General features: G+C 36.4%; 8 protein-coding genes and 1 pseudogene. 1 reads left to right on the top strand and 8 read right to left on the bottom strand.

Annotation, left to right across the window (positions count from 1 at the left end; translation table 11 throughout):
- Positions 1–196 precede the first annotated feature (196 nt).
- Positions 197–1,353 (top strand): IS3 family transposase gene (locus tag JNUCC74_RS05760; protein ID WP_454065406.1). Its coding sequence is split into 2 segments (ribosomal slippage): positions 197–437 and positions 437–1,353, totalling 1,158 coding nucleotides; the frame shifts between segments, so codons are not numbered across the junction.
- A gap of 1,291 nt (positions 1,354–2,644) precedes the next feature.
- On the opposite strand, the gene JNUCC74_RS05755 is transcribed toward JNUCC74_RS05760, so the two are convergent.
- The 8 genes and pseudogenes from JNUCC74_RS05755 to JNUCC74_RS05720 all read right to left on the bottom strand — a co-directional run bounded on the left by JNUCC74_RS05755 (position 2,645) and on the right by JNUCC74_RS05720 (position 12,570).
- Complete coding sequence (locus JNUCC74_RS05755) at positions 2,645–3,355, bottom strand: gamma-glutamyl-gamma-aminobutyrate hydrolase family protein (protein ID WP_454067270.1); 711 nt, start codon at positions 3,353–3,355, stop codon at positions 2,645–2,647.
- Between the two features lie 827 nt (positions 3,356–4,182).
- Positions 4,183–5,339, bottom strand: a protein-coding gene (locus JNUCC74_RS05750) for an IS3 family transposase (RefSeq protein ID WP_454065639.1) whose coding sequence is annotated in 2 segments (ribosomal slippage) — positions 4,183–5,099 and positions 5,099–5,339 — 1,158 coding nt in all. Because the reading frame shifts where the segments join, the coding sequence is not laid out codon by codon here.
- Between the two features lie 132 nt (positions 5,340–5,471).
- Complete coding sequence (phnE, locus tag JNUCC74_RS05745; protein WP_454067269.1) at positions 5,472–6,239, bottom strand: phosphonate ABC transporter, permease protein PhnE; 768 nt, start codon at positions 6,237–6,239, stop codon at positions 5,472–5,474.
- The gene (phnE, locus tag JNUCC74_RS05740) at positions 6,236–7,036 is read right to left on the bottom strand and encodes a phosphonate ABC transporter, permease protein PhnE (RefSeq protein ID WP_454067268.1); all 801 of its coding nucleotides are present in this window, start codon (positions 7,034–7,036) and stop codon (positions 6,236–6,238) included. Before phnE (JNUCC74_RS05740) ends, phnE (JNUCC74_RS05745) begins: the two co-directional genes overlap by 4 nt.
- Positions 7,033–7,803, bottom strand: a complete 771-nt coding sequence (gene phnC, locus JNUCC74_RS05735; RefSeq protein ID WP_454067267.1) for a phosphonate ABC transporter ATP-binding protein — start codon at positions 7,801–7,803, stop codon at positions 7,033–7,035. The genes phnE (JNUCC74_RS05740) and phnC overlap by 4 nt, the downstream gene beginning before the upstream one ends.
- A gap of 191 nt (positions 7,804–7,994) precedes the next feature.
- Positions 7,995–8,927: a phosphate/phosphite/phosphonate ABC transporter substrate-binding protein gene (locus JNUCC74_RS05730; protein ID WP_454067843.1), complete on the bottom strand. Its 933-nt coding sequence runs from the start codon at positions 8,925–8,927 to the stop codon at positions 7,995–7,997.
- A gap of 56 nt (positions 8,928–8,983) precedes the next feature.
- A complete protein-coding gene (locus JNUCC74_RS05725) occupies positions 8,984–10,516 on the bottom strand; it encodes a DNA-binding protein (RefSeq protein WP_454067266.1) in 1,533 nt (510 codons plus the stop codon).
- A 962-nt stretch (positions 10,517–11,478) separates the two neighbouring features.
- Positions 11,479–12,570: pseudogene (locus JNUCC74_RS05720) on the bottom strand (IS3 family transposase).
- Positions 12,571–12,949 lie beyond the last annotated feature (379 nt).

The raw sequence follows: 12,949 nt of genomic DNA, 5'->3' as shown, positions 1-12,949 counted from the left end.
TAAAAATTGATATTATAACAATCACTGTATACATAAATAAAGGAAAACTAGTGATATTAATTGATATTAACACATTTTAATCTATACTGAAAAATAATTTAATAATAAATAAAGAAAGCTGTAATGATGCTAGTATAGTTTCATGGACACATCTAAGTTAAATTTTATACAATGAATTTCAAGGAGGATGTGTCCCATGAGTACCAGAAATAATGGCAAACGATATAACGATGATTTTAAAAAGATGGTTGTTGATCTTTATCAATATGGAAATTCTGTAAAAGATTTAAGCAGCGAGTATGGCGTATCAGATGTAACTATCTATAAATGGATTAAGGATTTAACTCCAATTGAAGGAACTGACGGTAAGGAGATCACTCCAAAAGAAGTCGATGCCATTGAAAAAGAGAACCTTCGTTTGAAACAGGAGCTTGAAATCTTAAAAAAGGCTATGGCCATATTCGCTCGAAAGTAAGTGACTCAGAACTAACTGAATTTATTACAGAACATAAAGATGATTATCCCGTTCGTACCATGTGCGAAATGCTTGATATACCGAAAAGTACCTACTACCAATCTTTGAATAAGACCGAGTCGAATCGCGATCATGAGAACCGTGAGTTCACGGAAAAGATTGTCCGGATTCATAAAGAAAGTAAGAAACGATATGGTGCGCCAAAAATACATGAAATCCTTGAAAAACAAGGTTACAAAATCAGTTTAAAGCGAGTTCAACGCTTCATGAAAAAAGCTGGTATCCGTTCTATTATCGTTAAAAAATTCCGTCCGACACCCAGTAAAGAAAAGGTGGAAGAACGAGAAAATATCATTAACAGAGACTTTTCTACGACAACAATCAACCAAAAATGGGTTGGCGATATCACGTATATTCACACACTGCGTGATGGCTGGTGTTACCTTGCGTCTGTTTTAGACTTGCATTCTAGAAAGGTGATTGGGTACTCATTTGGACGTTCGATGACGACTGAATTGGTAGAGAAAGCTTTAGAAAATGCTTATGTCACACAGAAACCTAATGATGGCGTCATGTTCCATTCCGATTTAGGTTCACAATATACAAGCGATGCCTTTGCAGAAAAGATTCAGAGCTATAAGATGACGCACTCCTTCAGTCATAAGGGAAGCCCCTATGACAATGCTTGTATCGAGTCTTTTCATGCAATTTTAAAGAAAGAAGAAGTAAATCATGTACAATACTTAGATTTCAACGCTGCGAGAGTAGAGTTATTTAAATATATCGAAGGTTGGTATAATCGTAAAAGAATACATGGCAGCATTGGCTATCTGACTCCACAAGAGATGGAAGATTCAGCGCTCCATCAAGCAGCATAACTGCACCAATTAATATTAGAACACGGCTTTACTTGGAGAGGTGGGCGTGGTAGGCTTTTGCCTAGCGTGTTTTACTAACCTTTCTTCTTTCGCAAATCACCACACCCACAGAGGATCCATGTCAAGTCTTCACATATATATTTAAGTAAAGCTTCAAAGCGCAATAAAAAGTTAACTTTTTTGTGTCCTAAATATTGACGTAGATCCAATAACTTTACATTCATTTTAAATTAAGAAAAAACTAAACTCACAAAGGTTATTTAAATTTTTGTTACAATCGTTTTTACCTCCACTCACGTGTTATATATACCTTTTTCAGAGAAAGAAATAGTCTAGCAGGGCTAACACTGCTAGACTAAAAATGACATACGACAAATAAACCTAAAGATTTTGCTTTCTTTTCAAGGCTAATCGTATAGCATATAAAGTTACCCATGCTAGGTGACACTTGTTTCTTATAGGTAAAAGTTGTCTGATGAATCAAACGCCACCGCATGAGTTATATACTTGTTCTCGTCAATTTTAAAAATTATTCATTGCCTCTTATCGATTCCATTTTATTTCATGATCCCAGGTCTTGTATATAAACTGATTTACATAAGAATGTGAAGTCAGTTGGTTGTTTTACGCTTGATTAAGCCTTGAGCAACTTCACCTCTTTTACTATTAGAAAAACTTGGCTTGTCGCCAAGTCTCTAGCGAAAGCTGTAGTTTTTCTTATACGATAAAGTGAAACTTCATTCAGTAGGAGTTTTCTTCCATCTCCTACTGAATGTTAGTACCCCAATGGGTATGACCTAAAGGCCTTAAACGAATCGGGCATTTAGGTGCCGTTTTCTCCCACTTAGACCTTTTGTATCAACTCAAGATTTTGAAGTGGGAGTCTTACGGCACCTTACATGCGGGATAAAGTGAAGCTTCATTCCGTGGAATGCTTTTTACACGGAATGTTAGTTGAACGAATCGGGCATTTAGATGCCGTTTTCTCCCACTTAGACCTTTTGTATCAACTCAAGATTTTGAAGTGGGAGTCTTACGGCACCTTACATGCGGGATAAAGTGAAGCTTCATTCCGTGGAATGCTTTTTACACGGAATGTTAGTTGAACGAATCGGGCATTTAGATGCCGTTTTCTCCCACTTAGACCTTTTGTATCAACTCAAGATTTTGAAGTGGGAGTCTTACGGCACCTTACATGCGGGATAAAGCCTAAAATTTTATACTCTCCTATAGTATAAAAAGATACATAAACATTGTCTTTGATTCTTGTTACACATGTTTGCCAATATTATTAATACTTACACGATTGCACAAATGCAGCATATATTTTTTTGGATATGGACTCCCCATTTCTCGCCATATTTTCGGGGTGCCATTGTACCCCCAAAATAAATGGATCATTTTTTCCTTCTATTGCTTCCACAACACCATCACTTGCCTTTCCACAAATCCAAATACCTTTTCCCGGCTTCCGATTGGCCTGATGATGTCTACTATTCACTTTTATTCTTGTTCTTCCAGTAATCTCCCGTAATAAAGTACCATCAGACACGTATACAAAATGAGATGCATGGCTTTGTGGCGCACACTGCTCATGCTGCAGTAAATCGCCTTCGTTTTGTGCGTAAATATCTTGGTACATATCGCCGCCTAACGCTACATTTAAAATTTGGCAACCTCTGCATACCCCAAAGATCGGTTTATGCAAATTTAATATTTTCCTTATTATTTGCACCTCATACTGATCGCGAATCGGATTAATTTCACCTAATTTTGGATGTGGTTCTTCATTAAAAAATGTTGGGTCAATGCTGTTTCCCCCTGTTAAATATAATCCATCAATCATCTGCACCATACGATTTAATTGAAGCTCAGACGTTACAAATGGTAACACGATCGGTACTCCGCCAGCTTCTTTAATTGCCGCTATATGATCTGCACTAACAAAATGTAAGTTACTTTCATTTTCAATAGAAGGGGTAATGCCAATAACTGGATTCACTTTATACACGCTCCTTGCATATAGAATTTTCAGTATATTCCTTCCTCATAAAGTATACCTTCTTATAATCCACAAATTGGTACAATCCTAAAATTGGTTGGCGGATGCTGGAGTCTCCTCTTTCTTTTAAAATACAGACATTGTAACAATAATTTTCCTGTTTTAAACTTCTCTAAAGGAAGATAAAGAGAAACTTCATTCAGTAGGGCTTTTTCTATAGCAGCTACTGATAAGAAGTAAAACAAAGACTAAAAATCGCAACATCCTTGAAAAACTGCGATGTTTCGCTGTCTTGGCTTTTTCCTTTCCAGGAAAAACCGCGAAGTATTGCTTCGTAGCAACTCTGTCCTGTCGACCCAAACGAATCGGGAATTAGGTGCCTTTTTTCTTCACTTAGATTTCTTCTTCTCTACAATTATTGAAGTGAATTCTTATGACACCTAGATACGATAATGGTCATATTTCGAGCAAGAAATAAGTTAACTTTTTGTTACATGTTATTCAAACTTCAAGCAAATAGTCCCTTTCCACCGCTTTATAAATTTAAACCTTGTATAAAGGACATAATAACTTTACCAATTCCCGATGAAGCTACAATTTTACACAACTACAAATCAAATAGATGGATCTACGTCAATATTTAGGACACAAAAAAGTTAACTTTTTATTGCGCTTTGAAGCTTTACATATATATGTGAAGACTTGACATGGATCCTCTGTGGGTGTGGTGATTTGCGAAAGAAGAAAGGTTAGTAAAACACGCTAGGCAAAAGCCTACCACGCCCACCTCTCCAAGTAAAGCCGTGTTCTAATATTAATTGGTGCAGTTATGCTGCTTGATGGAGCGCTGAATCTTCCATCTCTTGTGGAGTCAGATAGCCAATGCTACCATGTATTCTTTTACGATTATACCAACCTTCGATATATTTAAATAACTCTACTCTCGCAGCGTTGAAATCTAAGTATTGTACATGATTTACTTCTTCTTTCTTTAAAATTGCATGAAAAGACTCGATACAAGCATTGTCATAGGGGCTTCCCTTATGACTGAAGGAGTGCGTCATCTTATAGCTCTGAATCTTTTCTGCAAAGGCATCGCTTGTATATTGTGAACCTAAATCGGAATGGAACATGACGCCATCATTAGGTTTCTGTGTGACATAAGCATTTTCTAAAGCTTTCTCTACCAATTCAGTCGTCATCGAACGTCCAAATGAGTACCCAATCACCTTTCTAGAATGCAAGTCTAAAACAGACGCAAGGTAACACCAGCCATCACGCAGTGTGTGAATATACGTGATATCGCCAACCCATTTTTGGTTGATTGTTGTCGTAGAAAAGTCTCTGTTAATGATATTTTCTCGTTCTTCCACCTTTTCTTTACTGGGTGTCGGACGGAATTTTTTAACGATAATAGAACGGATACCAGCTTTTTTCATGAAGCGTTGAACTCGCTTTAAACTGATTTTGTAACCTTGTTTTTCAAGGATTTCATGTATTTTTGGCGCACCATATCGTTTCTTACTTTCTTTATGAATCCGGACAATCTTTTCCGTGAACTCACGGTTCTCATGATCGCGATTCGACTCGGTCTTATTCAAAGATTGGTAGTAGGTACTTTTCGGTATATCAAGCATTTCGCACATGGTACGAACGGGATAATCATCTTTATGTTCTGTAATAAATTCAGTTAGTTCTGAGTCACTTACTTTCGAGCGAATATGGCCATAGCCTTTTTTAAGATTTCAAGCTCCTGTTTCAAACGAAGGTTCTCTTTTTCAATGGCATCGACTTCTTTTGGAGTGATCTCCTTACCGTCAGTTCCTTCAATTGGAGTTAAATCCTTAATCCATTTATAGATAGTTACATCTGATACGCCATACTCGCTGCTTAAATCTTTTACAGAATTTCCATATTGATAAAGATCAACAACCATCTTTTTAAAATCATCGTTATATCGTTTGCCATTATTTCTGGTACGCATGGGACACATCCTCCTTGAAATTCATTGTATAAAATTTAACTTAGATGTGTCCATGAAACTATACTAGCATCAAGACTTCATCAAATAATTAATGATGAAGTCTGTTTATTGCACATTCATTCCTAATTTTAATTAAATTAACTTAGCTCTTATCTTACCAGAAATAATATCAATTAGCGTAACCATAACAATAATCCCTAACAAGATAATTCCAACCCGTTCCCAATCTCTTACACTCAAGGCAAAAATAAGCGGTGTACCTATACCACCAGCACCGATGACACCTAGAACTGCTGCAGCCCGCACATTGACTTCAAATCGATACAGGATAAATGAGAAAAAGTTTGGCAACACTTGAGGGACAATCGCAAAAATAAATGTTTTAACCGGATTTGCTCCGGAAGCAATTAAAGCTTCCTTTGCACTCAAATCAACGTTATCAACACTTTCCGAAATTAATTTTCCCAACATACCTACAGCACCAATTCCCAGTGCTAATACACCTGCAAACGCGCCCGGCCCAACTGCTTTAATGAATAATAAAGCTAATACAATGTCGGGAAACACGCGAATAAAACTTAAGATAAACTTACTTGTTCCAACCGCAAAATGAGACTTGACAATGTTTTTGGAAGCTAAAAAGGCAAATGGAATACAAAGAATACCTGCAATAAACGTACCTAGTAAAGCAATTGCCAATGTATCAAGCAAACCTCGAAGCAAATCCTCACCACCAGAATCGTAAACATATCCCCAATCCGGTTGAAACAGACCTGAAAAAATAGCGGATACAACTTCAACTGAGGTTTCCTTCCACTCTATTTTTGGTAATCCAGCAAACGCCCATATGTAAATAGCTGAAATAGCAATTAGAATCGCAATAAGTCGTAGTCGTTTCATGCCAATTTCTCCCTTATTTTCGTAGAAAGATAATCGATAATTAACACAACTGCTAAGGTATACATAATAATCGAAGCTGTTTTTCCATAGTCAAGAAAGCCAAGGGTTTGTTCATAATACAGTCCAATACCTCCTGCTCCAACTAAGCCTAATACCGCAGCTGCCCGAATGTTAATTTCAAATGTGTATAAAAAGAAAGACATAAACGATGCCATGACTTGTGGAATTACTCCGTAAAAAATCCATTTGATCTTGTTGGCGCCAACAGCAGTCATGGCTTCGAGTGGACCTGGATCAATCGCTTCAACAGATTCGTAAAAAAGCTTAGCAATAATTCCAATGGAAAAAAACATTAAAGCAAAGATTCCCGGAATTGGGCCAATTCCAAAAACAGCTACGAATAGGGCAGCCAATAATAACTCAGGTATGGTACGAATTAAATTCAAAACAAATCTGGCTGGAACAGTAATCCATACAGACTGAAAAACATTTCTTGCAGCTAAAATAGATAAAGGAAATGCTATCAATCCTCCAAGCGTTGTGCCAATTACAGCCATGCGGATTGTTTCTAAAATTGGCGTAGTAATCACCGAAAAGTAATCCCAATTTGGCGGTACTAGCTGTACAATTAAATCCCACATATTTGGGAGCCCTTGTACTAATTCTGTAAACGAAAAATCGATTTGCCAGCTTGCCCAAATAATTGCCAAAGCTACAAGTAAAACTGTCAAAATTGGTTTCAGCTTTGTAGGTGGATTGGGCACTACAACCGACTGTTTTATTTGCGCTTGCTTCATTTTGCTACCCCTATCTGTTTCGTTGTAAGATCATTTTTTCCATAGATGTTTGCAAAAACTTCTTTAGTCGCCTCTTTCGCCGTACCATCAAACACTACTTCCCCGTTTTTTAAACCGATGATTCTACTGGCATACGCTCGAGCAAGATCTACTGAATGCAAATTCACAATCATGGTTATATTTAATTCTTGATTAATTCTAAGCAAATCATCCATTACTTGCTTTGTTGTGATAGGATCTAATGAAGCTACTGGTTCATCCGCTAAAATTACTTTCGGTTCCTGAGCTAGTGCCCGAGCAATGGATACCCTCTGCTGTTGTCCTCCAGATAACTGATCAGCTCGAATATAGGCTTTTTCCAATATATTCACTCGTTCTAGCGCATCCATAGCGATCTGCTTATCCTGTTTAGAGAATAAGCCTAACATCATCTTTAGTGTGGAATGATATCCTACACGACCAGACAGTACATTTCTCATGACAGATGAACGACGTACGAGATTAAAGTTTTGAAAGATCATGCCAATATCCCGACGAATTCGGTATAATTCATGCCCTTTGGCTTTTGTTATCGAATTTCCATTAATTAAAATTTCTCCTTCACTGATGTCATGAAGGCGATTGATCGAACGAAGCAAAGTAGACTTTCCTGCTCCTGATAACCCTACTATAACAACAAATTCACCTGCTTCCATTTGTAAATGAATGTTATTTAATCCACGAGTCCCATTTGAATAAACTTTAGAAACATGTTTTAACTCTATCAAGACTTCCCCCTACTTTCTTGTTGGAGTAAAAGAAGGCTGCTCGCATTTTGCGACAGCCTGTCTTTTTATTCAATTAATTAGCAGTGAATAGTGATTGACATAAAATCTTCATATGCCAGTCCTCTGCCAATCATCCATTGCGATCCGAATAAGTATACGGCTTTCCTGCATGAAGATCTATTATTCTATAATTATTGTTCGACTTCTTTACTTACTTTTTCTTCATATTCTCTAACCATATCGAAGTTACTATCTTTTGATTCTACGTACCCTTCGTGGGAATAAATCTCCCGAATAATTTTACGACCCTCTTCATCTTTTCCGATTGCAATAAATGCATCTGTGATTGTCTTTTTCATTTTATCATCAATTTCCGGTCGGACAGTGATCGTATCATTTGGTATTGGTTCCGTAAACTCAATAATTCGTGTTTTTTCAAATACATCTTCATAATCTTTTACTACTACATTACGCGCATCTTGGAAGGTAACGGCTGCATCCACATCCCCATTTAATAGAGAAATAATCGCTTGGTCATGTCCTTTTAACGTTACTGGTTCGACATCCTTTAATGGATGGATACCTGCTTCTAGCAAAGTAGCTGCCGGCCAAACGAAACCTGCAGATGACGTTACGTTTTGATAGCCAATTTTCTTTCCTTTTAAATCTGCAACTGATTCGATATCCGAATCTTTATTAACAATAAAAATCGACTTATATGAATCAACCAATTCTTCTGTTGGTGAACCATCATCATTTACACCGTAGCGCTGTGCTTGCAATAATACTTCAGCTGCTCCTTTTTCTTTAGCCAACACATAGGCGGTTGGCGGTAAAAATCCGACATCTACTTGTTCAGAAGCCATTGCTTCAATAATGGTATTATAGTCGGTCGACACACTTACTTCGACAGGGATGTCTAATTCATCACTGAGCAGTTTTTCTAATGGCTTTGCTTTTGCTTCTAATGTGTCTGCATTTTGCGAAGGTACAAATTGAACCGTTAGCTTGTCTAATTTTTCATCGCCTTTTTCTGCTTTTGCATTGTCTCCTTTATCTCCACAGGCAGAGAGAAGAACAATAAATAATAAAGCCAGGCCTAAAAATTTGATTTTCTTCAAAATAATTCCCCCTAATTCACTTAAATGCTTCTTGTAGTTATGACAAGAGCAGTTCAAACCTATTTAACTAAAACCGTAGTTGTATACAGTTTACTGCTGTTTTTTCTTAAGCGAAGGTTTACTTTCCCTTGTACTCCTTTTTTTACTTGAATGGTTAATTTTTTGGAAGCAATTCCACTCTCGTTTGCAGCCAAGGTAAACGCTTCGCTATAGCCATATGATGAAGGCCAATCGCCATTTTCATTTTGTATTTTTGCTACTTGCATTCCGCCGTCAAGATACATTCCTACATTATATCCTGATACTATCTGTCCTGGAAATAATCCCGAAATGATTAATTCTACTGTAAATGGTTCTACATTAGAAATAGGTTCTTCCATTTTGAATTTGTAAGAAGGGTCTTTAACAGGATCTAATTTTGATCCATAAGCTCCAGGTGCAAAGGTTAAAGGATCAAACCAATCATATCCGGCAAGCGGCTCGTTCCAAGGTTCTTCTTTTGGCTCCGTTGTATTTATTGGCAACTCTTTTTCTAGCATTGGAGAAACATCATCTAATGGAATTTCCGTATCTGAAAATCGAGCATAGTTTTCATCTTCGGCCAACCAATCAACCATATTTAATAACAGCTCTGCGTTATCCGCTTCCTGAAAACCATCATACGTTCTCTTCGGTTTTCCTGTCTCTTCATTACGATATTTTGGTGTTGCGTCTTCAACAGGCGAAGAGTCGCCAATGAAAGCGGCTTTTCCACGTTTTAATTTGGATATAGCAACATATGGACCCTCTTCTTTTCCACCACCGTGATAAATTCCTTCATCTACGGCTGGTCCCCATTTATTACTTTCATCTAAGTTATCTGGTAAATAAACAATTCCCTTCGCAGTATCAGGATTTGTAATTGCAAGTGTAGACCCGGCATGCATAGTAACTTTGCTTATACCTTTAGTAATATTAAAAGAATCCTTAGGAACCACAACTTGATCTGCTACGACTGTTCCGGGAGCATTATAGCGAAACCGTATTCCAAAATGATTGGATAGCCAGTCAGAGCTTTCTACATTTTGCATCGCTGTAGATTCTCTTTCCTCTTTATCCATACCTTTTAAAGGATTATCAAATGCTCCTCGTCGAAAACCGTTCATAATCTCCGAGGAATCCCAGCGGTTTTTATTACGATCTGCATTATAATGATCTGAAATAAAAAAGACACTTCCTCCATTTTCTACATATTCCACTATTGCAGCTTGTTCCTCTTTCTTAAAAGGTATATTTGCTTCTGGTATGATAAAAACGTCATAAGGTACTAAATCCCCCACATCAAATGGGTCTTTTTGTCGCAGTTCTTTTACTTCATATCCATTTTTAGCAATACCTTCTGCAAAATCTGAAAAAGCTCCATCAATAACCCAGTCCGCTTGTCCAGCTGTTTGACCGTGCGTATTATCAAATAAAACACGTTTGCCATTTGGAAGATCCGGACTAATTTCTGGAGCTGTATCCTCTACTCCTTCTGCTTGAAGACTAATTGGAATAGCTAATAAAGCCAAACCGATGGCTAAAAAGAACGCCGTAAACTTTTCTCTTACCATGAATTACCTACTCTCCCTTCTTCACATGCTTATACTCAATTGTATAAAATGTTTGTTTTGCTAATATTAACCAAGTGTAAATTTTCTGTAAGTTTATATAAAACATAGAAATTTAAATACATAATTGGTATGTATTCTTTTGAAATAATTCATCCTTTAACACATGTGTAAATTAATATAAGTCCGTTTGTGTTTTGTGTATATAAAATAGGAAGTACATATAATTTGCCCCGTTGCTTTAGAAGTTTAAATACAAGTTGGAACTTTCTAAGACTTTATCCGTAGTTGATAACAAAGGAGGATTTTCGATCAGATCGTAGCGATAAGTACGAAAATAATATTTCCACCCTTCTTTATCAAATGAAGTGTAGGTCAAATCATCTAAATGGCAAGGTAATACTACCTTTAAAAATTTACACCTTTCAACCTTTCGGGGATTTTAAACCATTTAAAAAATAATACTATATTTTTATATTCAATAAAATGTAACTATTCAGTAACATTTTAATACTGTTTTAAAAATATTTCAATGGCAAAAGTTTAAATTTTTTAAAATATTCTGTTCAAAAAATATTGATTTCATTTTAGAAAGTATCACCATTATAAATAAAATATTCTATAATTCTAAATGTTATTAGGAGAGAGCTGTATAAGGATGGTTCAAAAGATTTTAGCTCTTCAAAAGCTATCTTCGAGTGTTAGCAGGTCTCATAGGAAGTCGAACTTAAGTATTATTCGTGATGATGGTCAAGGAAGTTCAATAAGTTTATATACTTGTGCTTCTATAGGCAACCCTTAAATTATTTCTGCTTTTTAGAAGATCACTTTTTATCCTCGGGAAGTGAAATTCTCTTAGATTGAACAAAACTCGAAAATTGCAAATAACAGTAATTATTCTACTTTACAGGGAAAATTCCTCATCTAAGCAATAAATGGTATGTCAACACTAAACTGGACAAAAATTATAGGGGCTTTTGTTTGAATTCCACTGGGGTTAAATAACCTAGCGTTCCGTGAATTCGAATGTTATTAAACCAATGAACATAATCATCAAGTTCAAGAGCGAGTTGTTCAAGAGAAGAGAAATGAGCTCCGTTAGCGAATTCTATTTTGAACACCTTAAACATCGCTTCAGCCACGGCGTTTTCATAAGGACATCCTTTCATGCTCAGTGACCTCTTGATACCGAATGTTTCAAGTGCTTCTGAAATAAGCTTATTATCAAACTCTTTTCCGCGGTCTGTATGGAACAGTTGAACGTTGTTCAAGTTACCTTTAATGGTCGATAAAGCCTGATAGACAAGCTCTGCTGTCTTGTGTGTACCTGCACTATACCCAATTATTTCACGATTAAATAAGTCGACAAATAAGCATACATAATGCCACTTTTTCCCTACACGGACGTATGTTAAATCGCTGACAATGACAGTTTAATGGTTCGTCTTGATTAAATTGACGTTGTAATTCATTCTTTATAGGTGCTTCATTACACGTTGATTTATGTGGTTTGTATTGGGCCACTGTGTAGTTTGAAACAAGTCCCATTTCATGCATTAATTGACCAATACGACGGCGTGATACCTGTTTTGGTTCCGATAACTTAGCTAGCTCTTTCTTGATTTTGCGAGTTCCATAATTATTACGACTATCTTTAAAAATACGTGCAATTTCGTTAGAAAGCTTGTTATCTTCTGCTTTCCGTTTCCGTTTACCGCTTAAATCGACTTGATAGTAATAGGTACTTTTCGGAATTTGGAGGACGTTACACGTTGCTGATACCGAATATTTGTGAGCATTATTTCGAATCACATCTATTTTCGTCCCATGATCAGCGCTGCTTGCTTTAAAATGTCGTTCTCCATAAGTAAACGTTGGTTTTCTTTGCGAAGACGCATTAATTCATTTTCTTCTTTTGAACGATTATCTTTTGCAGCGAAAGAACCCGTTTCACGATGGTTTTTAATCCAACGATCTAACGCAGAAGGCGTGATATCATACTCTCTTGCAATATCTGCACGAGATTTGCCATTTTCATAAAGCTTCACTAATTGCAGTTTAAATTAGGGTGTAAAAGTTCGACGTTGACGAGCCATAGTAGTATGCTCCCTTCAGTTATTAGTCTAAGTTTACAAGCCCTTATTTTATCTGTCCAATTTAGTGTAGCCTATCCAAAAACTATACAATTAACAATAAATAAAGGAACTACTAAAAATGTTTATGATAATAAACTATTAGACTATTAGTACTATGTATTCTAAATAAAGAGGGATTCATTCCTCCCCTCAGAAAAAAGTTCAATATGGTTTTCTAACCCTCTCAAGATTTTTTCCACTTTATTTTTATCAATTTCCCCTTCTTCTAAATCTTTATCTATACCCTTATAGTTGAACAATGATACGTCATATTTTCTCTTTCATAGTCACAGCTAACATC

It is taken from the genome of Cerasibacillus sp. JNUCC 74 (genome assembly GCF_053667775.1).
This window is presented reverse-complemented; position numbering and strand designations above follow the sequence as displayed.

Coding starts and splice junctions, on each gene's coding strand:
- phnE (WP_454067269.1), bottom strand. CDS start 6,239: ATGAAACGACTACGACTTATTGCGATTCTAATTGCTATTTCAGCTATT.
- phnE (WP_454067268.1), bottom strand. CDS start 7,036: ATGAAGCAAGCGCAAATAAAACAGTCGGTTGTAGTGCCCAATCCACCT.
- JNUCC74_RS05725 (WP_454067266.1), bottom strand. CDS start 10,516: ATGGTAAGAGAAAAGTTTACGGCGTTCTTTTTAGCCATCGGTTTGGCT.